This window comes from Paenibacillus polygoni (assembly GCF_030263935.1).
GTDB classification, from domain to species: Bacteria; Bacillota; Bacilli; order Paenibacillales; family Paenibacillaceae; genus Paenibacillus; species Paenibacillus polygoni.
This window is the reverse complement of the sequence record NZ_CP127162.1, coordinates 1,240,527-1,266,456: the sequence shown is the minus strand read 5'-3', so window position 1 is coordinate 1,266,456 and position 25,930 is coordinate 1,240,527. Positions and strand designations below refer to the sequence as shown.

General features: G+C 38.6%; 21 protein-coding genes and 2 pseudogenes. 11 read left to right on the top strand and 12 right to left on the bottom strand.

The features are described 5' to 3' along the window. Positions 1-60 precede the first annotated feature (60 nt). The 3 genes from QPK24_RS23570 to QPK24_RS06015 form a co-directional block, all read right to left on the bottom strand. The gene (locus QPK24_RS23570) at positions 61-708 is read right to left on the bottom strand and encodes a DUF695 domain-containing protein (protein WP_407082996.1); all 648 of its coding nucleotides are present in this window, start codon (positions 706-708) and stop codon (positions 61-63) included. A gap of 280 nt (positions 709-988) precedes the next feature. Continuing rightward, on the bottom strand, positions 989-1,318 hold the full coding sequence (locus QPK24_RS06020; RefSeq protein ID WP_285747019.1) for a DUF3024 domain-containing protein: 330 nt from the start codon (positions 1,316-1,318) through the stop codon (positions 989-991). A gap of 236 nt (positions 1,319-1,554) precedes the next feature. Beyond that, a complete protein-coding gene (locus tag QPK24_RS06015) occupies positions 1,555-3,765 on the bottom strand; it encodes an S-layer homology domain-containing protein (protein ID WP_285747017.1) in 2,211 nt (736 codons plus the stop codon). 297 nt (positions 3,766-4,062) lie between these two features. On the opposite strand from QPK24_RS06015, the gene QPK24_RS06010 reads away from it, so the two are divergent. The 3 genes from QPK24_RS06010 (at position 4,063) to QPK24_RS06000 (ending at position 6,222) form a co-directional block, all read left to right on the top strand. Further along, positions 4,063-4,677 (top strand): hypothetical protein, encoded by a 615-nt coding sequence (locus tag QPK24_RS06010; protein ID WP_285747015.1) that lies wholly within the window; start codon positions 4,063-4,065, stop codon positions 4,675-4,677. A 166-nt stretch (positions 4,678-4,843) separates the two neighbouring features. Then, a complete protein-coding gene (locus QPK24_RS06005; RefSeq protein WP_285747013.1) occupies positions 4,844-5,686 on the top strand; it encodes a sialate O-acetylesterase in 843 nt (280 codons plus the stop codon). Next, the gene (locus QPK24_RS06000) at positions 5,683-6,222 is read left to right on the top strand and encodes a PadR family transcriptional regulator (RefSeq protein WP_285747011.1); all 540 of its coding nucleotides are present in this window, start codon (positions 5,683-5,685) and stop codon (positions 6,220-6,222) included. The genes QPK24_RS06005 and QPK24_RS06000 overlap by 4 nt, the downstream gene beginning before the upstream one ends. 158 nt (positions 6,223-6,380) lie before the next feature. Here QPK24_RS06000 and QPK24_RS05995 read toward each other — a convergent pair whose 3' ends face one another. Continuing rightward, positions 6,381-6,809: a GNAT family N-acetyltransferase gene (locus QPK24_RS05995; RefSeq protein WP_285747009.1), complete on the bottom strand. Its 429-nt coding sequence runs from the start codon at positions 6,807-6,809 to the stop codon at positions 6,381-6,383. A gap of 675 nt (positions 6,810-7,484) precedes the next feature. Between QPK24_RS05995 and QPK24_RS05990 the strand changes: the two genes are divergently transcribed. Next, positions 7,485-8,813 (top strand): MATE family efflux transporter, encoded by a 1,329-nt coding sequence (locus tag QPK24_RS05990; protein ID WP_285747007.1) that lies wholly within the window; start codon positions 7,485-7,487, stop codon positions 8,811-8,813. A 403-nt stretch (positions 8,814-9,216) separates the two neighbouring features. Here the strand turns inward: QPK24_RS05990 and QPK24_RS05985 are convergent. From QPK24_RS05985 to QPK24_RS05975, 3 genes and pseudogenes are all read right to left on the bottom strand, one after another. After that, positions 9,217-9,760 (bottom strand): annotated as a pseudogene (locus QPK24_RS05985) (chloramphenicol phosphotransferase CPT family protein); the annotation flags it as partial. Between the two features lie 226 nt (positions 9,761-9,986). After that, entirely contained in the window at positions 9,987-10,577 is a 591-nt protein-coding gene (locus QPK24_RS05980) for a hypothetical protein (RefSeq protein ID WP_285747005.1), read from the bottom strand. A 17-nt stretch (positions 10,578-10,594) separates the two neighbouring features. Next, a complete protein-coding gene (locus tag QPK24_RS05975) occupies positions 10,595-11,203 on the bottom strand; it encodes a zinc metalloprotease (protein WP_285747003.1) in 609 nt (202 codons plus the stop codon). A 507-nt stretch (positions 11,204-11,710) separates the two neighbouring features. Between QPK24_RS05975 and QPK24_RS05970 the strand changes: the two are divergent. The 3 genes and pseudogenes from QPK24_RS05970 to QPK24_RS05960 form a co-directional block, all read left to right on the top strand. Further along, a pseudogene (locus tag QPK24_RS05970) lies at positions 11,711-12,756 on the top strand (IS3 family transposase); the annotation flags it as partial. A gap of 156 nt (positions 12,757-12,912) precedes the next feature. Beyond that, positions 12,913-13,320: an MATE family efflux transporter gene (locus QPK24_RS05965; RefSeq protein WP_407082995.1), complete on the top strand. Its 408-nt coding sequence runs from the start codon at positions 12,913-12,915 to the stop codon at positions 13,318-13,320. A 3-nt stretch (positions 13,321-13,323) separates the two neighbouring features. Then, entirely contained in the window at positions 13,324-13,998 is a 675-nt protein-coding gene (locus tag QPK24_RS05960; RefSeq protein WP_407082994.1) for an MATE family efflux transporter, read from the top strand. Between the two features lie 1,170 nt (positions 13,999-15,168). Here QPK24_RS05960 and QPK24_RS05955 read toward each other — a convergent pair. The 4 genes from QPK24_RS05955 to QPK24_RS05940 all read right to left on the bottom strand — a co-directional run bounded on the left by QPK24_RS05955 (position 15,169) and on the right by QPK24_RS05940 (position 17,829). Then, positions 15,169-15,975: a hypothetical protein gene (locus QPK24_RS05955; RefSeq protein WP_285746999.1), complete on the bottom strand. Its 807-nt coding sequence runs from the start codon at positions 15,973-15,975 to the stop codon at positions 15,169-15,171. A gap of 255 nt (positions 15,976-16,230) precedes the next feature. Further along, positions 16,231-17,055, bottom strand: coding sequence for a DUF2971 domain-containing protein (locus QPK24_RS05950; RefSeq protein ID WP_285746997.1), 825 nt, complete (start codon positions 17,053-17,055; stop codon positions 16,231-16,233). 3 nt (positions 17,056-17,058) lie between these two features. Further along, entirely contained in the window at positions 17,059-17,379 is a 321-nt protein-coding gene (locus QPK24_RS05945; protein ID WP_285746996.1) for a hypothetical protein, read from the bottom strand. A gap of 255 nt (positions 17,380-17,634) precedes the next feature. Next, complete coding sequence (locus QPK24_RS05940) at positions 17,635-17,829, bottom strand: tyrosine-type recombinase/integrase (RefSeq protein ID WP_407082955.1); 195 nt, start codon at positions 17,827-17,829, stop codon at positions 17,635-17,637. 707 nt (positions 17,830-18,536) lie between these two features. Between QPK24_RS05940 and msrA the strand changes: the two genes are divergently transcribed. Both msrA and QPK24_RS05930 read left to right on the top strand, forming a co-directional pair. Next, a complete protein-coding gene (gene msrA, locus QPK24_RS05935) occupies positions 18,537-19,055 on the top strand; it encodes a peptide-methionine (S)-S-oxide reductase MsrA (RefSeq protein WP_285746994.1) in 519 nt (172 codons plus the stop codon). A 476-nt stretch (positions 19,056-19,531) separates the two neighbouring features. After that, entirely contained in the window at positions 19,532-19,714 is a 183-nt protein-coding gene (locus tag QPK24_RS05930) for a hypothetical protein (protein WP_285746992.1), read from the top strand. Between the two features lie 177 nt (positions 19,715-19,891). Here the strand turns inward: QPK24_RS05930 and QPK24_RS05925 are convergent, their stop codons facing one another. After that, positions 19,892-20,461, bottom strand: a complete 570-nt coding sequence (locus QPK24_RS05925) for an NUDIX hydrolase (RefSeq protein WP_285746990.1) — start codon at positions 20,459-20,461, stop codon at positions 19,892-19,894. A gap of 403 nt (positions 20,462-20,864) precedes the next feature. Here QPK24_RS05925 and QPK24_RS05920 point away from each other — a divergent pair, with 403 nt between their 5' ends. Together QPK24_RS05920 and QPK24_RS05915 are read left to right on the top strand one after the other, a co-directional pair. Next, positions 20,865-22,607 (top strand): SWIM zinc finger family protein, encoded by a 1,743-nt coding sequence (locus QPK24_RS05920; protein WP_285746988.1) that lies wholly within the window; start codon positions 20,865-20,867, stop codon positions 22,605-22,607. Then, positions 22,604-25,582, top strand: a complete 2,979-nt coding sequence (locus QPK24_RS05915) for a DEAD/DEAH box helicase (RefSeq protein WP_285746985.1) — start codon at positions 22,604-22,606, stop codon at positions 25,580-25,582. The genes QPK24_RS05920 and QPK24_RS05915 overlap by 4 nt, the downstream gene beginning before the upstream one ends. Positions 25,583-25,930: the final 348 nt, after the last annotated feature.

The window sequence follows — 25,930 nt, the reverse complement described above, 5'->3', positions numbered from 1 at the left end:
ACGAATTCCCCAGGAAGTTGTCACTAGATCTACTACATGCCAAAATCCTCTTCTTATCATCTACTTAATAACTATGGATTCCCATCCATCGTAATCACCATTACATTCTTCTGCTAAATCAATAAGGCTGTCCGTAACTTCATTTATTGAATGGAAGTCGACATCATCATGACGATATATCTGAGAATAGATTTCTTCATCATTAGAAGGATTGGAACTGATATTGAAACTGAGAAGTTTAACCTTAGCTTCAAAGCGATCTTTATCTTCAGTGGATTGAAAATAGATCCAGTGATCTACCCTTCTCGGTTCTTCTAATTTATCTCCTGATTCTCGTAACTGTTCGACAACATTCCTATTCCCCATATGTTGTATTTGATATTTGTTGGGATAAAGGAAATCAAAATAAAAATCCCAAGGATTTTCTTCTTCCATATTATGAACCTCAATCTCATAACCATGTTCAAGGAAATACTTTTCTGCTACTTTTTCTAGCTCATACTGTCTAGAAAAATAATAAACTACATCTCGTAAACCATCGGTAGTTATCCTGCCAACATTAAACCCAACATCTATAATCTCATTATTGATTCTGTCTTCTAGATCATTGATTAAATCAGCCTCTTCATTAATAGGAGTGCCGCTTTCTCTTGGATTCTTGATTGGTATTCTTAAAACCTTTGGATGCGGATACTCAGATTTCTCAATCTCCTTCTAGATATCCATATCCAACATAACTGATGAAAATTTACCTTCAATCTCACAAAAATAGATGTCCCAATGATCAGACATATAGAACTATACCTCCTTAGGGAATTCCGCCTAACGTTCTTGTATTCAAGTTGTCCCAACCCTAACTTCCCACTAGCGATAGTTTGGATTGGAATGTGTCTGCTAAACCCCTCACTAAATTCATCAAGCAGACCAAGACTCCGCAAGAAGCCGATGCTTGAATATTATGTTATGGGATGTCATTGCCCTCTTCAAATTACCCCCAAAACAATCCATTATGTCCTTCATCCACGATCTTTAACTGTGTTTCAAAATCTTCATTTGGTTCTATGTCATCTATAAAATGCCATTTCCCTTTACTGTCTTGCCAGTATATTTTCCATTCCTTTTCATCTAATCTAAACTGAGCTATAGGCATCTGCACCCATTGATCACTTTTGTAGCCTTGTCTTTCTTCAATTAATGTCACATGTTTTCCTCTGATCTTATAACTGATTTTAATCTGGCTTTTCACATGTTCTGGTACTGCATTTTCGGTGTACTTGTCCATGATCTTCTGAATCCGTCTCTTTGTAAAATCATCCATGTATTCTGTCTCTCCTGCCTTAATCCGTTTTGCTTTGATTATATCACGATGATGTCTCATAACGTTCTATTTACGAGCCCAAGAGGCTTAAGGCAACAAAGTTGCCGGGTCGTCAATCTTAGCAGGGTGGATATGTCGCCTTTCCGAAAAATCGCGCCATCTTACATTCTCAAAAAGAAAAGGCGAGGAAAGCAATTTGCTCCCTCGCCTTTGATCATTTTATTTTAAACTATCTATCAGTTTGCTGTGTTACGGCTTAAAATAGCCGCTGTTTGAGCCCGTGTGATATTCGTATCTGGCTTGAAGGTACCGTCCGGATAACCGTTCACAATCCCTTGCTTAACCGCCCAAGCTGTAGCAGCAGCATAGTATTTCGTGCTTGTTACATCTGGGAAACTAGAATTCGTCGTGATCGCCGGCGAACCAGCCATACGATAAAGAACAGTAACCATCATTCCGCGGGTCATATTGTCATTAGGTCGGAATGTACCGTCCTTGTATCCTTCCACAATTCCCTGTTTAGCAGCCCAAGCAACCGCTTTAGCATAGTACTTATCACTAGATACGTCGGAGAATGCAGCATCTCCTGTAACATCCGGAGAACCCGCCATACGATACAAGATCGTAGCCATCATTCCGCGAGTCAGGTTCATATTAGGACCAAACGCAGTACTCGACATCCCGTTCATCAAGCCCTTATTTACTACATTAGTGATATCGTCAGCATACCATGCATCCGCAGCCACATCAGTAAACATAGAACTAGCTTTAAAATCAGCAACACCAGAGAAAGCATTCACTTTATCCGTCATGTAAAATACAGTCGATGCCTGACCTGTGGAACTCTCGCCGTTTGCTCCTGGCATTTCGCCATCTGGCGGAAGTGCAGGTCTTTGACTATCATCAGGTATTTCAGGTCTTTCACCACCTGGCATTTCACCATTACCAGGCGTTACGCCATCAGGTAGTTCAGGTCTTTGACCATCCTCAGGAAGTGCAGGTCTTTGACTATCGTCCGGAATTTCAGGTCTTTCACCGCCTGGACCTCCCATGCCCACATCGGTACCAGTGTACTGCTGCTTCGTCGCCTCTGCAGAGAAGCCTGTTACCATGGAAACATCGTACAGACCGTCTACTTCTTTACCGTTAACATCACCGCCAACATAAATGTTATACGACTGACCTACCTCAAACTCAGGACTACTAATAACAGCACCCTGATATCCACGGTAGTTTTCACCTGAGGACTCGTCCTTTTCCGGATCATAAGCAAATACGACTTTCCCTTCTAAATCAGTAACAATAATCGCTTCCTCAGCATTTTGAGAAGAAGCAAACTGAAGGTTCATTGTCACTTGCTTAGAGTCACTTTCAGCCCAGTCCATAGTGGAACCAGTCGCAACTACATAACCGCCATTAATATAGCTACCTTTGTCGGCATCTAGACCCGAGTCTGATTGAGGCTTAGCTAAAGAAATAACTGTTCCGCCATTAATGACTAGATATCCGTTAGAATCAATACCATCACCTTCAGATCCCAAACCTGCCACAACATGCAGACTTCCGCCGTTGATCGTAGTAACAGAGACACCATCTTCATTTGTATTGATACCATCGTCCTGAGACTGAATGTTGATCTTACCGCCATTAATGGTTAGATGCATCTCTGTATCCATGCCTTCGTTGTCGGCAACTAAGTTCAACACGCCTGTGCCCAGCTTCTCACCATTCACATTCATTGACTGAACGGAATAGAACGCACCGTCATACTTGTATTTTTTCTTCTTCTGATCATTGTCTTTGTAAATACGAGCAACATGAGAACCGCTAATATTATTAACAGAGCCGTCAGCCAGAATTACATTCGCACCCGCATCCGTTGTATCCTGAGTGGCAGAAGCTGTGTATTCTTCTGTTTCTCCGTTATCGTAAGCGACCCAAGCCTGATCACTCTCATATACATTGTAGAAAATGACAGCCGGAGCAATAGTACAGTTGATATCTGCACCGTCAAGAATCAAGTTTACAACAGCCGTAGGGTCTGTGCGGCGATCTTCACCGAGGTCAACCACAATCTGACCATATGACAGCTTACCGGAAATTCGGTAAGTGCCCTCTTTTGTAATCGTTACAGCCGTGTGAAGTGCAGCTTCCTCCTCGGAATGCTTTTCATCTTCCGTTCCTTCCCCGTAGGGATTTCCACTTTCATACGTATCTTGGTCATGGTAATAAATAATCTCTCCACCGACGTAAACGGGTGATTTCGAATCCTTCGATGCAGCCTCACCGTCTACAGTAATACTATCATCGCTGAGGACAATATCTACCACATCCGTTTTATCTACCGTTGTTTCTGCAGCCATCGCCGGACTCACCCATAGGACCGCCAGCATAACCATTGCTAGTGTTAGCGACAACATTCGTCGCAGGTGAAAACGATTCCTCATAGTAAAGTCTCCTTTTTCTCCGCAGCCAGTAAAAACCAGCCACCTATTATGTATACTTTTTGGCGAGAATAAAAGTCTGCCGTAAGTAACATAAGTTAGTTTAGTAGATAAACATTAAATAGTTCTTAATAAAAACTTAATAAAAAGTAAGATGTTTTTGTTATACATAACGCTCTATCCGGCTTCTAAGCAAAATAAATAGGAGTAACATTTGTCTATTTGCCAATATTAGTATATTTTTAGACTAATTCCTTTTTACTGAACAAAGGGAGGATCTCCTAACTAAAAGGCGGGGTTATGTTGAAGAAAAGATTTAACTATATTGTGATAGCTTTATTATCAGTAACACTTATTGCAACGACGGCTATTGTCTATTTAAATAATCAAGAAAATGCTGCTGAGCCTTACAAACAGATTACGAACTTATCTGCAAATTCTCTCAAATTACAAGATATTGATAAGCTAGACGAGTATGTCGAGCTGATCGTAGTAGGTTATGCTACGGAAGACTTTTTGGATAGAGAGCATAAAGTAAAGGTTTATGCAGACAGTTACCTGCAAGATTTCTCCACTAGAACAACTATTAAAATCGATAAAATAATAAAAAAGCCAACTGACTTTCCAGAAGACCAGAAAGAGTTGACTATTATTGAACCTGTTAGTCTTTATAAAGAAGAAAAGCTTACAACGGGAAATTATATAGAGCTCAAGAAAGATGAGCCAAGTGTGATTTTCTTAATGAAGAATAGTTTCGGTGATTACTCTGTAGTTAATGATAACTTAGGTAAAATAAAGCTGACTGGCGGGGAACCGAATGCCCCTTTGCAAGCTTTAACAACATCAGAACTTTCAGAATATAAAACATTCCGTAATTCGGTATTAGAGAAATATGGCTTGAACGAACAACAATAAATAAAGGGAACTGCACAGAATCAACTGTGACCGTTCCCTTTTCTCATTTTTTAGTGAAGAATACGTTATCGATCACTTTCAGATTCAATTGACTACAGTTCAAACAGACTGTACAATCATTTAGTCTAATTAGACTATTGTAATGAAGTAAGGAGTGAAGACTATAATGATAAAGTCTTTCTTAATGTTAGGTCAGTCGAATATGGCGGGCCGTGGATTTCTGCATGAAGTCGATCCGATCTATAATGAAAAAATAAAAATGCTGCGCAATGGACAGTGGCAGATGATGACAGAGCCAATTAATTATGACCGTCCGGTTTCGGGTGTAAGCCTTGCGGCGTCTTTTGCTGATGCCTGGTCGAAAGCCAATCCCGAGGAAGAAATCGGTTTGATTCCTTGTGCGGAAGGTGGCAGCTCGCTGAATGACTGGCATCCAGAAGGTATCCTTTTTCAGCATGCTTTGTCCCAAGCCCGCTTCGCCAAGCGTTCCAGTCAAATCTGCGGAATCCTATGGCACCAGGGTGAGAGCGATAGTTATCGTTCGCTGCATGAAACTTATTACGAGAAGTTAACCCATATCATCGACACCCTAAGAAACGAATTGAAACTTAACGAGGTACCGCTGATCATTGGTGGACTTGGTGATTTCCTTGGGAAGAGCGGTTTTGGGCAGCACGCGACAGAATATCAACAGGTCAATGAACAATTACAGCGCTTCGCTAGCGAACAGCAAAATTGCTATTTTGTAACAGCGGCAGGTTTGACCGCAAATCCTGACGGCATTCATTTAGACGCTGTTTCGCAGCGGAAATTCGGATATCGTTATTACGAGGCTTTTTCGAAAAAGTGTCATGTCCTTGAACCCGTCCCGGGAGAAGAGCAATCGCTGAATGTGAAGCGTGATTATTCAAAAACGGAACAGATTTACCTTCATAGCATGGATTTAGCTTCGGGTAAAATTACGTACGCAGAATTCGAGGCACAAATGGCAAAAGTGATGCAGCCATGATCCCCTTACTCATTCTTGGCTTGCTCATCCAAAACCCCGGCGCTCACGGATACGAACTGCTGGCCTTAATGGAAAAACGTCATTACAAGTACATTGTAAACTTCACAAAAGGCTCGTTTTATTACAATCTGCAGCAGCTTGAAGAAAAAGGTTGGATTGAACAGATTCAGGAGAAACCTTCAACCAGTAGGCATGAAACTCGGAACTTTAAAATCACCGAATCAGGAATGGCCGAATTCGAAAAATTAATGGTCAAATACGGCACCAAATCAGAATATGTGAACCTGCAATTCTATGGGGCACTACTGTTTGCAGATGAATATGACAAAAACAAATTGCTTGAGCTTGTTCAATCGCAAATTGACCAGACTAAAGCTCGAATCGCCCTTCTTGATGAATATCTATTAAGCACACCAGAGCTTCCCGGCACAATCAATTACTTCCGCCGCATGAACGAAAATTCACATTCTCATCACTTAGTTAACTTAGAGTGGTTTGAACAATTGAAAGCAGATATAGAAGGACCTGTTGAATAATAAAGGTGCCGCTTCTACTCGCAGTGGTGAATCAGTCGAAGAATGGTTTCATCACTGCCTTTTCCTATTTTCTCCTCCCCTATCTCAAAGACTAATCAAGAAGAGAACATATACTAGTTGTAATTCATTGTTATAGGAAGTATATATTTTGTTTGTTGCTACCTTATTTCTCTTCTCCCCTGAGGTGTTCTTCTCAAAAATCTGTCAGTATCTCTTTCAAACCCATATTGTTCATACAAACCATGAGCATCCATTGTCCCTAAAACACCTGTCATCCATTCGTATTCTTCTGAATTCGTTATAATTTCAATTAACTTCTTTCCAATTCCTTGCCCTTGATATTCTTCCAAAACAAATACATCACACAAGTAATATATAGTGGCTCTATCTGTAACTACTCTTGCAAAGCCTATTTGATTCTCTTTGTTGTAAACACCAAAACAATGAGAGTTTTCAATAGATTTTATAATACGATCTGGTGGTCTCCTATTTGCCCAATAACTATCAGCTAAGAAATCTAAAACTACTCTTCTATTAATCTTCTCCCTATCATCTGAGATCAGATAATCTTTATACAATACCTCCATCAACACACCTCCATTAAAATATACAGGATCGATGCCTAATTAATACTTTCTTATTCGTTCTAACAGTTCTGCTACTTCTTCCTCAGTTAGCATTTCTGCTGGATTCGGCTTCGTAGATTGAATTTTTCTTATTTTAATTGATCTCGTTATAAGCCACTCATCTCCTGGTTTCATAGTAGTAGTAGGATGTAAATATACATCCTTGGGAGAAATCACTTCGTCAATCAAATATAAATTACCGTCTAACTTTCCATTATGAAAAATATTTCCTGTTTCATCATTTGAAACTATTGTAGGCTTGTGTGAAAAGATTCTGGCTAGATTTTTATCCTGAGAGAGTTATGGTGCTTCCAACTGCTAGTTCTTGTAGTACAAGAGGTGAACCATGGAACCAAGATTTACTGTAATCACAACTCATTGAATGTCACCATACTTTCATGGAGAGTATTTATAGCTTTTTAGGGTATTACGTAGTTACTTTGTTTTCTTTCGACAGAATCAAGATTTAGTCGAAGTTATAACCCTGGCGGATTACATGATATTTTCATTAAACCTATAAAAGTGACATTATTCATATTTATCTCTTTTAAAAAGATATAAATTCACATAAAACAGGAGGATAAATTTTGAATAGATATATTATTATAACAAATAGCGAGATTGTGAAGATTATAGATGGTTAAAAATCGATTTGGCTATAATCGAAGTAAATTAAAACTAATCACTAACATGGCAGTTCCGCTTATGTTAACTCAATTTTTTCAAATTGTTTTTCAAATTACGGACCAAGCTATTGTGGGAAGATTAAAAGTTGAAGATTTTGCAGCAGTTGGAGTAGCTTCTTCTTTTATATTTCTAATTACTGGCACGATAGGAATGTTATGTAGTGCATTTAATATCGTTGGAGGTCAATATTTTGGAGAAAACAATATTAAAAAGTTCGGCGAATCTTTTAATGTAACAATGAGCATTTCTGTAATAATTGGAGTTTTATGTGAGATTCTTATTTTAGGTTATGGAACAAAAATAATGGAGAACATTTATGGCTTACATGCGGAAACTCTCTCTGTAGCTGGAGAATATCTTAAAGTAGCCGGTTTAACTATTGGTATTAATTTAATATTATTTAATTTTTCATCTTATTTTAAGAATATTAATAAATCTCATATATTAGTGTATAGCTTAACTGCCGCTAGTATAGTGAATGTATGCGTAGATTTTGTGCTTGTTCACGGGAAATTTGGATTTCCTGAATTAGGAGCGACAGGAGCAGCTGTTGGTTCCGTAATCGGTTATACAATAAGCTTAATTCTTAGTATCTTTTTCTTTCAAAAATATAAAATCTTTAATTATTCTTTTGTTTTAAATAAAGAAATTTTTTATCGCTTATTTCGTCTGTACATACCCCTTGCACTTCAAGATTTAATTGAATATGCTTTGTTTGCTATTGCACTAACGGCATTTGTTTCAAGAATGGATGTTCATTTGCTGGCTGTGTATACGATTATCGTAACTTTAACAGAGCTTTTTATGATTCCGATGTACGCTCTTTCAGGCGTATGTATGACGCTCTCAGCTCAGGCATATGGTAAAGAGCCACAGAAAGGTACTGAATATACTGGGTTATCTTGCGTTTTTCTTCTAGCGCTACTATTTCCTCTTGCTCTTATAATGATTATGTTCTCATCACCGATCGCCAGACTAATTACCGACAAAGAGAATATTGTGCTTATTGTACATCAAGTATTACCAATTGCGCTTGCAGCAAATATAATCAACGGAATACAAATGATATTCAGATCTACGCTACAAGCCATAAACTTAGAAAAGTGGGTATTACTCTATTCTTCATTTATTTGTGGGATCTCACTTGTTATTATTTATCTTATGATTGAATACTTTAAACTTCCTGGATTATATATTGGACTAGGAATTTGTTATCTCGGACTTTCATTAGGGTATATAGCAAAAATAAAATTTAATTTTAAATTGAAATATAAATAATTAGACCAGGAAATAAAAATAAAGAACAGATGCTATAATATTAGCGTCTGTTCTTTATCGAATAAATATTTTCCCTAAAATTCTAAATTTTTTTCAGTCTCTGCTCTAGAATCTTCTCAAAGTACAACATATCTATCATATGAATTTGCAATTCCCTCAAGTACTGTCCCAGCATAAGGATATCAAACTGTAAAATTTCAGTTAAAGAACGGTATTCTTCAGCAATATCATCTATCGATCGTGTATCCTGACATTCAAGCAGCTTAAAGTAGTGTAGCTACCGGGTCGTCAGACTTAGCATCTTAGGGTTGTAAGCTGAATCTACTTCTATGCCTACCTCTCTTACGAACCAAGGGTCAAACGGACTGAAGATCAGAACGTTGTTATCTGATGTCATACACTTCAATTTCTTAAATACCGAGTAATCCTTATTGGACTTAATAAAACTTAATATCTTTTCGGCGCATTCTGTTGGATTCAACTTTTCAGTATTTACTTCAAGGTCATATTCATTAAAGCAATATACTTTGTTGAACTTTTAATTTGCTAGTCCAATCTTTCTATCTCCTCTTATTTGCTCTCTTCTTATGAGTTCTTCTTTCGAGCATCGTACGCCTACAAACAATATAGATGCTCCGAAAGTAAATCATAAAAATCATTAAACCACTTGTCATTGTCGATGACGGTATCCACGATGACATTCAAACCCATTTCCGAAAACAATTTGCACGGAGATGATCAGATCAAAAAGGATATCTTCGACAACGTGATCATCTAATTCCCTTGTAGTCGACATATCTGGATATGTATTATCGATAAATTGATTATGATTACGAATAGATAGATGATAAAAAGGAATATCTATCTGATTTTTCAGTTCCATCGAGATGCTCGTCTTTTCCCGAACTTGAAATTCCTTTCAAAAACACAATGAGTCCTTGCTTCACATGAATCATCCTCAACTATAAGATTGGCCTATCTTTCAGGTCACATTCAGAATTTCTTAACTTATATAACCCAATGTTTCCAATGTCCTTTCATAATTTTCTGTTCTATATTTACTAATATTAAGCTTTTTTAGGGTTATCGTCATCCTTAAGTAGCTTCTCAACTCTAAAAAAGGTCATCTATCCAATACAAAAGGAAATAGATGACCTTCTGCTACTTTTAAAACTATGGCCGACTAAAATATTTCTCGCTCACTTGATTATACAGGGCAGTATAATGTTCATCCTTTTCAGCAATATCCAGTTCACTAGTGGATTGAATACTCATGTTACTTTCACTTTCCGGATAAACATATTTTCCTTGATGGTTTCCGATAATCTCATATGAACCTGTTGACTCATCTGGACTTTGATATAGAAAAAGCAGGTAGTTTTTACCGGCAATCAAAGGTTGATACAGTTCATTTGGATATTTCACATATGCGCCTGCCACATCTCTCCACTTGGCATAGTACTCTACAACGTTTAATTCTTCACCTTCCTTCACCGATCCCTTATAAACCTTTTTCACTTTAATATTTGAAAATGTACGTGTATCCAATGGATATTTATCCTTCTCATCCAATTCAACGATTGAATTCGTCTCCTCTTCCCAATCTGCCTCCACGATTACAGTAGCTAATGATTCCATCTCAGAAAGTGAGTAATTGTAGTAATCTGCGTCTGGACGTAATTCTTGTGCATTTAAATGCTTATATCCGAAAAACATGCTAACTCCCAGTACAGCTATTAATCCGGCCGTCACCCACTTTTTCATGTCAGCACCTCCATATTTTAGTTCCCATATTTCTCTTTCAGATTGGACTTATCATAGGGCTGTACAACATAGTAACCATTATCCCCTTGTTTCATAATTGCACTTGAAGAAGTATCTGGATGTTTAAGACCTAATGAGTGCCCTAATTCATGCAGAAATATTTTTTTCTTTAGATTAGCGCTGTGAAAGGAATACCCTTTTTTCGTTGTTGAATCCGTGTTGATATTGAACTCAATAACGGAGTCTTTCCAAGATCCGTTCCAATCACACGTGTATCCCCATAAAACACTATATTTATAATTACAAGCTTCAGCCCAGTTACCTGTAGCACCAAGGTTCTTCCCAATGATATTAATTCTTGAGAAGTGCGGCGTTTGGTCAAGACTCGATTGCTCATAAGGCTTTGCCAAACCCACTTTGGAGGATACACCATTCCAACCGGTATACCAGCTTTGAAAAGAACTTAAATGCGATGACATACTGGATCCTACAGCTATACTTAAGCTGGTTGTATTACTCGTATCCCACGATCCACTATAATAATCTGAACTTGCTGCCTTGACGGATGCTGTAATGAGAAAAACAGCCATTAGGCTTGTCAACATCACCATCCAACGTCTCTTCAAAATACTCACCTCTCCGTTTGAATTGTTAATCATTTGATTAAAAAACAAAATACTTAAACGATGCTAAAAGAAACACTTTACAATGATAAACATCCCTCCAATCAGAATGGGTCTCGAATGTTCTATCTCTTGAAGTAAAAAAGCTGATCTGCATGGTTATTGTAGAGGAGAGCAAAATAATACTCTCCAATGACAATCTGGATTAGAACTGGATATCAAGTCTTCACAAGACGTCACGTCAGACGAGAAATATGTAAGCTTTTACTGTACAAACGTTGCAATTATGGGAAATTCCCCAACTAATTTTTGTCTATTTTGTGAATTCGTACTTGTCTAATTCATTGTTCATTTTCTCCTTCACAAAAAAAGAAAGACCAAGCTTCGGGAATAAACTGAACCCCGAATGGTAGACACTTAAAAAAAAGTGACTCTATTCGGGATTTTTCTATTTTCTTTCTAGAAAAGTCCCGTTATACTAACATTACTATTTTAGAGCGGAGTATCACAGAAGCTAAGTTTGATTTGAAGGTGATTGGCCTAAGTAAAGAACGAAGTGCCTTAGATCGTTGGCGCAGAACCTTTCATACCTATGGAGAAAATGAATTTTTCGAAGAGCTGGGAGGAAAAGGCAGTAAAGGATGTCCTAAGAAAGAAAATGCCTCCTAAGAGAGGAAATTAGCCCAAGCAGAAGTGCGTATTCGGCTGCTAGAGGCGGAATTGTCGTTACTAAAAAAGCTATACGAGTTAGAAAGGCAGGCGAAAATGAATCGTCGTTAACAGCTCGAGAGAGATACCAAGTCATCAATGAAACGATTCGACTGTATCAATTGAAGATCATGGTCCGTTATTTATGTGAAGTGGCTAAAGTGAGCCCTAGTAGCTATTGCAAGTGGCTTCAAAACGGGGAAAAACGGGCCCTCTCTGAGGAATCCGATTATCAAGATTATGTCTTTCTAAAAGAAATTTATGAATAAGACGATGGAAAAGTTGGTTATGCGGTTTGTATATGGAAGTTGCTGAAAAGCCGGTCAGCCCATGAATCATAAAAAATCTTGCGATTAGTGTGCAAGTTTCACTTCTTTGCCAAAGTACGAAAAGCAAATCCCTATCGAACACTAGCCAAAGCCACAGAAGCTCACCGCCAAGTACCAAGCCACTTTAAACATCAGTTCCACCATGAGGAACCTCGGAAAACATTCTCAACCGATATTACTTACTTGCAAATTCAGGGTGGTAAAACGGCTTATTTGCCTTGTGTGAAAGATGTGGCGACACGAGAAATTGTCGCCTATGAACTTTCAGCGAGTTTACGGATGGAAATTGTCTATCTAACGTTAAGCAAATTAGAAAACTCTATCGGGAATCGACTGCATCCAGAAGCCATGATTCACTCGGATCAAGGTTTTCATTACACCCACCCAGAGTACCAGTCTCGTGTGAAGAGGAAGAGATTCCTACAATCTCTGTCACGAAGGGGAAACTGCCTAGATAACGCGCCAATGGACATTAAAATAGATGACTCCGGCAGCATATCGAAGTCATCTCATTGCCTCTTAAAAAGCGGCACATCCTTTTTTTAAAACTGTCTACTTTATAGGGTTCAGTTCACAGTTGGTGTGGCTTCTTCTTTTATATTTCTTATTACCGGCACGATAGGAATGTTATATAGTGCATTTAATATCGTTGGAGGTCAATAAGGGGAAAACAATATTAATAAATTCGGCGAATCTTTTATTGTAACAATGAGCATTTCTTTACTAATCGGAGTTTTATGTGAAATTCTTATTTTAGGCTATGGAACAAAAATAATGGAGATTATCTATGGCTTAAATGATGAAACCCTTTCTGTGGCTGGAGAATATCTAAATGTAGCCGGTTTAACTATTGGTATAAATTTGATTTTATTTAATTTCTCATCTTATTTTAAAAACATCAATAAATCTCACATATTAGTGTATAGCTTAACTGCCGCTAGTATAGTGAATGTATGCGTAGATTATGTACTTGTTTACGGAAAATTTGGATTCCCTGAATTGGGAGCCATAGGAGCTGCTATTGGTTCTGTAATCGGTTATACAATGAGCTTACTTCTTAGTATCTTTTTCTTTCGAAAATAAAAAATATTTAATTATTCTTTTGTTTTAAAAAAAGATGTTTTTTATCGCTTATTTCGTCTGTACATACCCCTAGCACTTCAAGATTTAATTGAATATACTTTGTTTGCTATTGCACTAACGGCATTTGTATCAAGGATGGATGTTCAGTTATTGGCCGTGTATACGATTATCGTAACATTAACAGAGCTCTTTATGATCCCGATGTACGCTCTTTCAGGCGTATGCTTGACGCTTTCAGCCCAGGCATATGGTAAAGAACCAAAAAAAGGTACGGAATATACTGGGTTATCTTGCGTTTTTCTTTTAGGGCTGTTACTTCCTCTTGCTCTTATAATGATTATGTTCTCATCACCGATCGCCAGACTGATTACCGACAAAGAGAATATTGTGCTTATTGTGCATCAAGTACTACCTATTGCGCTTGCAGCAAGTACAATCAACGGAATACAAATGATTTTAAGATCTACGCTACAAGCCATAAACTTAGAAAAGTGGGTATTATTTTATTCTTCATTTATTTGTGGGGTCTCACTTATTATTATTTATCTTATGATCGAGTACTTTAAACTTCCTGGATTATATATTGGATTAGGAATTTGTTATGTCGGACTTTCTTTAGGATATATTGAAAAAATAAAAATTAAATCACATCAATATATGCCTATGCAGGGTAACTGATTTATAAAGAATGTGTTCAACAACTTATTTGATATGTACGGCTCCATATAGCCTGGTTCTACTTTTACATATTCTTCATTGTGGTATTATATTTAATAAGATCAAGAGCTTCAATCACTTGGTCATACAATTGGCTTGGATGGTTATTCCCTTCTAAGTCATTTAGAACTGGGACTCACCGAAGACGCTAATCTATGGGTGGGTCTTTACTGGTTTTTACTACCTTTATTATTGATTATCAAAATTCTTTTCTATTTCCAATCTTTCTTAATTTGATCTTATAATCACTACCGAATATCTTTTCACTATGTTCTACAAAGAATTCAACATTTTTCTTCGTTCTATCTCCTCAGTCAATATCGATTTTGGGAATTCCACATAACTTCCTTTATTCACGAAGTCCGACGAAGGCGGATGTGTCTTGTTACATACTCTTCTCCGAATCTTCCTTCCAGACCAAAAGCGAATGACTGCAGCGTGAATGTAATGTTAGGTGAGGTCTATATCATCTATGATTTACCATTTAAAATTTGGTTTTCTTTTTTCCACTGCTCTTTGTTTTTCTATTTCATCACCGTCTAACACTTTCTGCATTATTTCTAATTTTTCTTATAGATTGAATGTGGATCAAGCTAAGCATCTATTCTACTAACTCTGTCAACAAATTCTGTATCATTCTTACTCTTCCCTGATATGTAAAGCAAAGACTAATTCTATCTTTAAAATATTTATGAACAATATATTTTTTATTTCAATATCTTTTTAGTTTATTTATTTCCTCATCTCGAAGTATAAAGAGTTGTTTGATTTCATTAATTAGTTGTTCTAATGTATTTGAAAACTTTCTCTCATATAAAGCTTCATAGTCATCTTCTGTTAGAATTTCCCCTTGACTCTTCTTTAATAAAACTATCATATTAACTAGTTGATGTTCTAATACTTGAGAATGTTATGCTAATCCCAAATAAGAATAACATTCTTTACTTTGTCCATTCCCTTCATAATAGTTTTGAAACATCTCTCATCACCCATTAATAGATTCCATCTGGCTTTCACGTATTTACGATGACCAACCTAGTGTATGTGTCCGGTAGCTCCTTCTCCCCCAAAATCCCTCTGCTGGACCGAGGGCGCGTGCCTGTTGCGTGAATTCTATGCTAGGTGAAGTTATTATTCATCCTTAAAAAACTCACTCATCCATTTTTTATCATCATCACTTTGTATAAATTTATATTGGCCCTCAGCAACTTTAATCCAATATTTATGATCATCAAAATAATCATAAAAGGTTACTTCGCTTGTTACAAATAAGCACCAAGTACAAACCTTTATCATATTTAGATTTATCCTTAGTGGAGGTGTGATTTCTATGTGTTTTGTTATTCCATTAAGATCGGAATGCAAAGAACTAATATGTACAAAATGATTACTTAGTATTCCCTGTAGTTGCCCTAAATTCGGTATTAATTGCTTCCCATATTTAATAGTTTTGTTTACATCAAGTTTTCCATCCAAGTAAACTTGATGACCACCCGGTTCCATCATGAAGTAAGCAACTGTACTTATAGTTTCAATAACAGATCGAAGCAACATACATGGTTGCAAAGTATATCCTATTCGCAATAATTCAACTGCAGCTTGAATTGTACTTGCAGCGTTCATCAATAACTTACTACTCGTTACTTTCATTTCATCTTCTTTATGATTTGCCCTAAAAAAAGCATTGCTTATTAGATAATTGGCTTTGCTAAATAGTTCTCCCATTTGAACTAATTCATCACTACAAAGTTTATCAAAAGATTTTCCTATAGTATTTGAGTCTCTTTGAATTCTTTTTTGAAGCATATCATTGGAATATACACGAATTTGATTGTTAACATTATCAACTACAGCCCCAAGAAAGTTACCTTCATGTATTCTGCCATCTAAAAATCTTATTTCTTTTATCTTTTGTTTTTTTCTCTTTTTTCTTTTCATACTCTTCTCCTTAAGAATAATTTCGCCTAACGTTGTTGCATTCACAAACCCCGTAGGAGTTGTCCGCTGCTCCCTCTTCTTAAAAATGCCTCTTGTAGACCGAGGGCGTTAGTCCAAAGCTTGAATGATTTGTTATAAGATATAAGTGTCTCCTTCAAATTCTAACATCTCCCTCATTGTCCAAAACAGAAAAAATTTTAATTTCCCTTTATGAAAAAAGATGGAGAGGCAATTGATTAATTGTCTCTCCATCTCCTAGTAACGTGATGGGATTCGTGACTGAGAAATATCACGTTCTACAAGACCTGGATATTTTCTCTTTAATAAATAGAATAAACTTTTTTCTGTTACATCCATTGTGTGATAGGGACTTAATTTTACTTTTTTTATGGGGATTTCAATGTCTTTTCTTTTATCTTTATTAAATATAATATATGGTATAAATGATCCCCTTAATACTCTAAATTCTTCACACTTCGAAATCTCACTGTTTTTCTCACATATAATTACAATTCGTTCTTCCATTTCTGAAGAGTACGCTGAATGTTTTATAGAGTAAGACATATTTGCTAATTTTAATGCAAGTTGATCAAATCTATCCTTCTTAGTATTTATATCATCAGAATTGAAATGTATAAAAGGAAGTAATTCATCCCTAACTGCTTTTTCGTCCCCAACTTCATTCGAATACATCACTTCAGTAATTATTACTCTCGAATTACAATCTATCTCTTTAAAATACTTACGAAGCTGCTCAATAAACTCTTCTTTATCAATTCCAATACTATATCCTTCATTCTCAGAATAATAATTCCAAAGCGGTAACGAATCGTCTGTTTTTGAAAATGACAGTATATAATGATTATATTCATTTAGATATTTAGATAATTGATCCATAATATATTTTTGGACATTCTTATCCATTTTTTGTTCTTTGAAAAAACCTTTCAAAAGATCCATAATCATTATTTGTTCGGAAGTGTCATTCAAATAATCACTTTTGGTAATCCAAAACGATTGATTTAACACTATACTCTTTAGTGCTTCTGCACCAGTGTAATGATAAATTAAATTACTCATTGTCTATTCATCATCTTCCGTATTCAAAAATTGATCTAATTCTTTTAGTTCATATTTGTCAATTATATCACGTGTAGCAATGTTCTTAAGAATTATCTTTAAATCTTCAACAGATACCCTGCCTTCAGTTTCGTCCTCATTATCATGAAGATAAACAAATTTATCATCTTCTTTTCGATACAAGTAAAGGTCATCACTGTATATAGTATGATCATATGATGTATCTAGCAAGTCGTTACTTAAACAACGAATAATTTCATAACTAGAAATAACTTGTTTTAATTGTCTGATCCTTGTTTTAATTTCTTCTTCCATTGTATACATCGTAATCCCTCCATTAAGTTCTTATTAAAGAATATTGTATTATTCAACAAATTTCCATAAAATTTGACAGTAGAATCATCCTATCAAAATGTTCTTTTTATTGGTTCAGTCTTTGCGCTAATTTCTAATAACTTCTTTATCTCTGTAAGTCGTAAATATCTTCTTCTAGGCGTATATTTCTATACTACGTATACCCCACATTCATTATATATTCACGAACCTCAATAACAATAAACTGTTAAATTATAACTGATATTAATATATTGTAACCCACCCTTCTCCAATATCTTCCTCCATTCGATCCAACGGACTTTGAATCTTCTTTAGATTCTTCCTGCTTACATGCGTATATCCTTCTGTCGTAGTGGAACGGGTATGCAAAAGCAACTCTTGAATGTACCTGAGATCCTTACCTCCCTCAATTAAATGTGTAGCGTAAGAGTGCCTCAATCATGAATCCCAACTTCCTTCGTATCCCAGATTATTAGAAATCCCAAGTTAAGTTATAAATTCAAAACAAAAAAAGCCGCTATATAGCGACTTTTTATGGTACATGTACCCTTAGACCAATACTGCACTAAATCACAAAGTGTAAGATTATCTTATTAATGCTAATTTTATAGCTTTCTTTCCAATGCTCTATATCTTTCTTTTAGAATATCAATTTCCTTTTTAAGCGTGTTATAAGAAGCATTTACCGATGAACCAATAAACATAAGGAGAATACCAACCAGAGGTAAAAGGATACGTAAACAATAGATAGTATAATAGTAAGCTTCTGTAGTGTCTGACCTTGTTGATCGGGGAATCCAAAGCAGTAACCCTATCAAAACTAGTAAGACCCCCACACCTATAGAGACACCATAAAATACTTTATGTTTATTGGAATACAATTTGATCACTCCCCATGAAAATACAAGCAGTCAGGTAAATTACAATAGTCAACTACTGTTCTACAAATAACTTAACCTATAATAAATTTTTCAAGGTAACCTCTTTATACTCATTTTAAAGTCAATAAATTACTTATAATGCAAAATAGGAGATTTGAATCTCTATAATTCATTTACACTTTGTACCAACTCCCGTTTTTGGTATACTGAACTCTATTATCTTTAAGCTAAACCAACTACGACATATCGAAAGAGGTAGAACCTATGGAAAAAGCTACTTTTGCAGGAGGATGCTTCTGGTGTATGGTCACTCCCTTCGAGGAGCTACCCGGCATTCATGGCATTGTATCAGGATACATGGGAGGATCGGTAACGAATCCGACCTATGAAGAAGTGAAAAAAGGAACCACCGGACACTACGAGGTTGTACAAATTACGTTTGACCCAGAACTTTTCCCTTTTGAAAAACTACTCGAACTCTACTGGCCGCAGACCGATCCAACTGATCCTGACGGTCAATTCCATGACCGGGGCAGTCAGTACAGAACCGCCATCTTCTATCATAACGAGCAACAGCAGGAGCTTGCCCTTCAATCGAAAAAGGAAGTAGCAGACAGCGGACGATTTGATAAGCCGATTGTAACGGAGATTTTGCCTGCGGAAACTTTCTATCCTGCCGAGGATTATCATCAGAACTATCATAAGAAGAATCAGAAGCACTATAAAGAAGACCGCGAGAAATCAGGTCGGGATGAATATATCTCAGAACATTGGGAGAATTAAAATTTATAATAAAATCCCCATACTAAGAAATGGTTAGAGTACACTTGTAATATATAATGCAAAAGAGCCTTTTTCACACTCCATTCGGAGGGGACTACTTCCTGTTTTTGAGACAGGGAGCAGCCCGAGAAATAAGGCTCTTTTGTTATGAGTACTTCCTCTTTACTTGTGAGTACTTTCTCTTTTGTTATGAATACACCATCTCTTATTATGCATTCCCCTCTTGTAAGATATGTCCTTACGACCCGAATAAATATAATTAATATCAAATGGTACCCGGCTGACTCACAAGCACATTTAGGGGATCTACTTGGAAGCAGGTACCTTACATATTACATATGAAAAGGCGACAAATCCTTTGTTTACAAATGAGATTAAATGGTTAATAATCCATCTGATGTATGATACCTCTGGTTCATTACAAGGATTAAGAAGTTTGATGAAACAATACTATATAAGAGTAAGGAGTGAGTCTTATGCCTTTTCCTAATCACCATTTAACTCCTAATGACGAAGAGGTAGCCAAGAGAAAAGCAGAAGAAAAAGACCAGGAAATTTCCAAGCATTACTCGGTTGGAAGCAATCTGCTAATGTCATTCATGGTTGCTGCCATTGTTCTCGCCGTGATCGTTGGGATCTACTACTGGCGTATGCATTAACGACAGATACCTGCTTTTAGTCGCTTTCAAATTAATTCCTTCTAATCGGTGATCGAATCTCTTCCTGCCCAATCAGTGAACTCCCACGTTCCCTCTAAAAAGTCAGGCAGAGGACTCACTCTCTATCTATCTCTATCTATCTCTCTCTATGTATCTCTATGCATCTGTTCTATTCTCTTATTCCCCCATACTCTCATAGCTCATTCTAACCCGATGTGCCAGCTGGTACATCTCTGCGATATCATATCTACCTATCTCCTCAAACCTACGTACGGCCTCATCAATATCTACGAGCTCTACCAATGATACCTGTTCCCCATCTTCTGGATTCAAAGGTTTACTTACTAATTTCACCTCTCCATATCCGAGCAGCCTTACAAAATGCGGATGCGGAATATGTGCACGATAAGGGGCTTCCAAAGTTGATGTACACTGAAAATGACCAAATGGATGGTAGCTTAGTAGTTCCGCTCCAATCTCCTCCATTAATTCTCTTCGTAGTCCGTCCATGTAAGCCTCTTTCGGCTCGAGTGTTCCGCCAATCAGTTCCCACCTGCCATCTTCCAGCTGCATGACTACATACTGATCTCCCACAACGGGAATTATGCTGATGTTACTGATCAGGTCTTCATTTTGAACTCCATTTAGGCAAAATCTCGCCGTAACGGTTCCCCAACATATTACGTCTGATAGTGTGGCAAGCTGCTGTAACTCATCTTGATACTGTAAATAGTTATGTGTGTGCATCCTTTAATGTCCTCCTAATTCCTATGATCTTGCCTCTATTATTATATGTCATTATATAGCTTCGAACGATTTAGGGATGGTGGTTCGAACTCAAAGAGAATTGTTTACTGAGTCCGTTGCTCACTTAGGCTTTAGCTTTAGCATTGGCTTGATCATTCACTTCGACATTCATTTCGGCATTGGCTTCACCAATTTCATTTATCTATTTCATCCCGAGTCTATTATTCTAGACGATGCGCTCATTCACTCTTATAAATTGTTCTTCTACACGCTATCAAAGTTGCCCTTACGAACTCATACCGTTATCCTAAATATCAGCCCCATTTTTTCATTAGAGGAAATTTCTCAAATATACGAATTTGATTATAATAGATAAACACTACACTCCCATAGGAGATTAATAATGAACTTAAAATATATGCTTGATGAAACAGAGTGGCAAACGCTCATTCAAAGGATTCGGGGAAGCTTCAATGATATTACGATAAAACGTGGCTTTGAACAGTATAAACAAGAGCTTGCCCATCTTATGAAAATATCCAATCCCGAACATATAGAAGGCTTTGTTGAAGGCAAGGATGAGGAGCGGTACCAAGTTACGCTCAATCTAGATAATTTATCCGAGAGTCATTGTACCTGTTCCGTTCCATCCTATTGTAAACATATGGTTGCCGTACTTCTTGCTTATGTGAATCAATATGGACGATCGGTTCATGCAATTGTAAATAGCCATTCAGTAGCGACGCTTACCCAGCAAGATAGATCTACCTATCTTACGAGTCCTGCTAAAACATCTAACCAACAACCTTCAAATGCAAGGCCAAATACAGAACTAAATGCAGAACTAGATGTAGAAATAGGTGTAGAACCAAAGAATAGTGTTCGCAAAAGAAACACCGCTGAACAGTTACAATTGCAGGAGCTAGCAGGTAAGTTACCGTCCATGCCCATCCAAGATTGGCATGCTTTTTTCAAGCTGTGCACCTCCTCCGTAGGAACTGACAGCCCTAACGTTCAATATGCACAGGAAGCTCTAGCTTCCATCTATAAGCAGCAACCTGAGCTTTCACCTGTCTTGGACCAGCTGTATAAGCTCCATGCCCAAGTGTTTGTGCTTGATAAACTGGTAAGGCCCCTGCAGAATCCAAAAATGCACCGAAATGTGTTCATCGGCTTTCACACACAGGTGGCTGCGGATGATGTACAAAAAGAAATTACACGGATATTGGCTGAGCCGCTTATGATCGGGGACGAACCGGTGCATTGGTCTCGTGTGTCAGAAACTTCTGACTACTTACGGAGCCGTATGCTGGTGGAATCAAATAACCTCCGTTATTTTTCCGCCACTTATGATCTGCTCTGGTTGCACTGGATTCATCCTAACCTTAAAAACAAGTCAATGTACGAAGAGGAACTAGATCAGTTAAAATCCGCAGAAAATGAGCTTAAAACCTCGCTTGCCAAGCTGCCTTGGTTGTTAGCTCAAAGCCAAATCCACTTCTTTTTAGATCAGGATGAACCTGCTTTGGACCTGCTTCGGCAGGCCAATGACAAAGGAGTTATTCCTCCTGAGCGCTTCTTTCTTTTTCTGCAGATTCTATCTGGAAAAGAGCAGTGGTCACGGCTGCAAGACTGGCTACTTGCCATCGGTCCGATGATGCTTAGCAGACCTCGGGAGCAGCATATTGAGGCATATGTGAACCTGTGGGAACAGGTTATTCAGCATTCCTCAAGTTCCGATTCTGAGCAGCATTTGTGGGACAGCCTTGTCCGCATGCTTCCTTTTTCAAGGAAGATATATGAAGAAACCCTGCTCGCTCATAGCAAATGGCAGCAGTGGATGGATTTTCAGCTAAGCAGCGGTACAGAGCCTCTGGATTTCCGTGTCACCGTCCTAAAACCGATAGAGAAAAATGCACCCGAACTGCTATTGCCTTTCTATCATCAAGCGGTTGAAAGATATATTCTGCTTAAAAATAGAGATGGCTATAAAGCAGCCGTGAAACTACTAAAACGATTATCCAAGCTGTATCTAAAAATGAAACAAGAAACACGATGGGAAGAGTTTATCACTACTTTTGCTAACCGTCATAGTCGTCTGCGTGCACTGCAAGAGGAGCTTCGAAAGGGGAAACTGATACCATGAGTCAATACACAGAAACCATTACCGTCCATATCAGTCTCAGCACCTATGGAGATGCTCTGATTTACGGTTTGACCGCAGCAAATAGATATGTACCAGGAATGGATTTAAAACATCGTCTATTTGCCTGGCACGAGCCAACGATGTATGGTACGGAACTCGAAATAACGCAGGTCAATGAGGTTGAACTTATTATTCTCCCAGCAGAGCATGTTCTCCCCTTCTTAGCCGAACGCAGGCTGCTGCAGCATATCGAATGGCAGTGGGATGAAGAAGCTGCGCAGTGGATTGAGTTTGCCTCGATTTTGAATGTATGTATTGAAGAAAGACAATATATTCCTAGCTTTACTGCCTTCCGGCAAGGAAAACTCGCCTGGACCTGGGACATAAAAACATTACCTACAGCAGCCACCGCTGCATTAAAGCAATTAAAAGACAATCATCCAAGCGATTATGCCGGATTAAACGCAGCTTTCTCGTCTGCCGTGTTTTATCGCTATTATGGAACCGAAGTTACTGCTTCCGATCTACGCACGGAGTATCCATTACTCTTCACCAAAGATCGTGCGGTAGCTGGTATAAATGAACAAGCCTGGCTCGTTTCGATTGGCTGGAGAGCAGATGCTGCTCCTTTCCGTCTCTTACTACAGTTACTGGAACCAGACGATGATGACCCTACATGGCGACTTAAGCTTGTATTACAAGATAAAATCGATCCCGTGATTCTTATTCCTGTGCGCCTTGCTGAAGATGGACATGTCTCTGGCGGGTGGCCGGATTCTTGGTCAAGCCACATTATTGAACGCTCATCTGGATGGCTGGAGCATTTACGTGCAAGTCTGCCTAAGGAACAATGGGCCGAACATAGCGGAGATGTCCTTAGTAAACCGCTGTCCGATGAGGCCGCTTGGAAATTTCTAACGGTAGACAGCCGTCGTTTATTAGAAGCAGGCTGGCAGGTACTCCTTCCTGCTTGGTGGGAAGCGGCTAGTCGCAGACGTCCTAAACTTCGGGCTAAGGTTCGAGCAGATGAAGGGGATAGCGAAGGACAAGCAGGCAAAGGGAAGTCATTTTTCGGACTAAATTCCATCATTCAATTTGATTGGCGTATTGCCATTGGTGACGCTCAGTTCACCGAAGCGGAGTTTGCTGAACTTGTGGCTCGCAATGAGAGATTAGTGCAGTTTCGAGGACAATGGATTCCGCTTGACCCGGCTCTCTTAGCACAGATTTCCCAAGCGATGGCAGGGGTAGACAGCTCCCAGGGGTTATCTTTCCAAGATATATTACATCTGCATCTACTCGAGAACAGTCAAGTTTCCTATAGCGGGCGTGCCCCGAAAAAAGCAGATCAAGAGGATGATGAGGACAATGAGCGCATTCAGATTGGTGTCGAGCTAAATGAACATCTGACAAGGCTTATCAACCAATTAGGGCGACAATCGGAGTGGCCGAAGCTCAGCGTTCCAAATAGTCTTCAGGCGGAACTGCGAACGTATCAATATGATGGGTTTTCGTGGCTTGTCTTCCTGCGTAACTACGGTCTAGGGGCTTGTCTGGCAGATGACATGGGTCTCGGTAAAACGCTGCAGTTTATCACCTATTTATTACATTTAAAAGAGACCAACGCAGCTGTAGATCCCGTAAATCCTTCCCTTTTAATATGTCCAACATCGGTACTCGGCAACTGGCAGAAAGAAATAAGCCGTTTCGCTCCGTCCCTTCGGGTCAAGCTTCATTATGGGAGTAATCGCGCAAGCGGGGATGATTTTCAGGCGCTTCTCGGGCAAGCGGACGTCATTATTACCTCCTTTGCCACAGCAACGCTTGATCAAGAATTACTGAGTACAGTTACGTGGGAATCGCTCTGTTTGGACGAAGCTCAAAATATCAAAAACGCACAAACGAAACAGTCCACTGCTGTCCGCAGCTTCCAAGCGAAACATCGGATCGCGCTTACGGGAACGCCTATAGAAAATCGGCTCTCAGAGCTATGGTCTCTCTATGATTTCATAAACCCAGGTTATTTGGGAACAGCACGAGCATTTAGTGCTCGGTTCATTCAGCCGATTGAGAAAGACCAAGATGAGCAAAAGACAATCCAACTGCAAAAGCTCGTCAAACCGTTTATGCTCCGCCGGAAGAAGAAGGATCCTGCAATTCAGCTCGATCTACCGGATAAGAATGAGATGAAAACCTATATTAAACTGACTGCCGAGCAGAGCGCTCTCTATGACCAGGCCGTTAACGACTTAATGAACAAAATGAAAGAGCTGGAGGGGATCGAAAGAAAAGGGGCAATACTTTCAACCCTTACCCATTTGAAGCGGCTCTGTGATCATCCAGTATTGTTAACAAAAGAGTCTATCCCTGGTATTCAGGACGATCCGGACAGTCCGTTTAACACGGACATGTTAATCAGCCGTTCGTCCAAACTTGAGCGCTTGCTTGAGATGGTCAGAGAGCTTCGTGAAGAAGGCGAACGTTGCCTTATTTTCACACAGTATATTGGTATGGGAGAGATTCTGAAGCAGACGCTTCAGCAGGAACTGCAAGAGCCTGTACTTTACCTAAATGGGAGTACTTCCAAAATGGCTCGCGACCGGATGATTGAACAGTTTCAATCCCGTACCCTGCCGCCTGCTGAACAACCGAACGTATTTATTCTTTCCATTAAAGCGGGAGGCGTAGGGCTTAACCTGACAGCAGCCAATCATGTGTTCCACTTTGACCGCTGGTGGAATCCAGCCGTAGAGAATCAAGCGACCGACCGTGCTTATCGTATGGGTCAGACTAAGGACGTACAGGTACACAAGTTCATCGCGCTAGGTACGCTTGAGGAGCACATTGATGAAATGCTTGAGAGCAAACAGCAACTCAGCGACAATGTCATATCCAGTACGGAGAACTGGATTACCGAACTGTCAACCGAGGCGCTTAAAGATCTGTTCACGTTACGGCGTGATATCACCGGTTAACTTCAGCCCTTGTTCAGCCCTTATAAAGCAGCTTCAAGTAACTTCGAGTAGCTTTCAGTGTATACCAAAGTACACCCGCACCTAGTAGAGTCAACCATCACGCATCCCATAACGAATTGAACATTAAAGAAGAGGTCACTGTTTAGAAGTACAGGCGGCCTCTTCTTTGTTTTCTCTGGTTTGTTTGCTCTTCCTTGTTTTCTCTTGTTTGCTCTGGTTTGCTCTTTCCTTACTTTTCTTTTTAACGTTATGCTTGGAGAACGGACATAATGTACCTCCTCAGGTGGGTTAGATCCAGCCCAATAAGAGGTAATACGGCACCCGCTTCAAACAAGAAAGAAAGGTCAT

Coding starts and splice junctions, on each gene's coding strand:
- QPK24_RS06020 (WP_285747019.1), bottom strand. CDS start 1,318: ATGGATGATTTTACAAAGAGACGGATTCAGAAGATCATGGACAAGTAC.
- QPK24_RS06015 (WP_285747017.1), bottom strand. CDS start 3,765: ATGAGGAATCGTTTTCACCTGCGACGAATGTTGTCGCTAACACTAGCA.
- QPK24_RS06010 (WP_285747015.1), top strand. CDS start 4,063: ATGTTGAAGAAAAGATTTAACTATATTGTGATAGCTTTATTATCAGTA.
- QPK24_RS06005 (WP_285747013.1), top strand. CDS start 4,844: ATGATAAAGTCTTTCTTAATGTTAGGTCAGTCGAATATGGCGGGCCGT.
- QPK24_RS06000 (WP_285747011.1), top strand. CDS start 5,683: ATGATCCCCTTACTCATTCTTGGCTTGCTCATCCAAAACCCCGGCGCT.
- QPK24_RS05995 (WP_285747009.1), bottom strand. CDS start 6,809: ATGGAGGTATTGTATAAAGATTATCTGATCTCAGATGATAGGGAGAAG.
- QPK24_RS05990 (WP_285747007.1), top strand. CDS start 7,485: ATGGTTAAAAATCGATTTGGCTATAATCGAAGTAAATTAAAACTAATC.
- QPK24_RS05980 (WP_285747005.1), bottom strand. CDS start 10,577: ATGAAAAAGTGGGTGACGGCCGGATTAATAGCTGTACTGGGAGTTAGC.
- QPK24_RS05955 (WP_285746999.1), bottom strand. CDS start 15,975: ATGAAAAGAAAAAAGAGAAAAAAACAAAAGATAAAAGAAATAAGATTT.
- QPK24_RS05950 (WP_285746997.1), bottom strand. CDS start 17,055: ATGAGTAATTTAATTTATCATTACACTGGTGCAGAAGCACTAAAGAGT.
- QPK24_RS05945 (WP_285746996.1), bottom strand. CDS start 17,379: ATGTATACAATGGAAGAAGAAATTAAAACAAGGATCAGACAATTAAAA.
- msrA (WP_285746994.1), top strand. CDS start 18,537: ATGGAAAAAGCTACTTTTGCAGGAGGATGCTTCTGGTGTATGGTCACT.
- QPK24_RS05930 (WP_285746992.1), top strand. CDS start 19,532: ATGCCTTTTCCTAATCACCATTTAACTCCTAATGACGAAGAGGTAGCC.
- QPK24_RS05925 (WP_285746990.1), bottom strand. CDS start 20,461: ATGCACACACATAACTATTTACAGTATCAAGATGAGTTACAGCAGCTT.
- QPK24_RS05920 (WP_285746988.1), top strand. CDS start 20,865: ATGAACTTAAAATATATGCTTGATGAAACAGAGTGGCAAACGCTCATT.
- QPK24_RS05915 (WP_285746985.1), top strand. CDS start 22,604: ATGAGTCAATACACAGAAACCATTACCGTCCATATCAGTCTCAGCACC.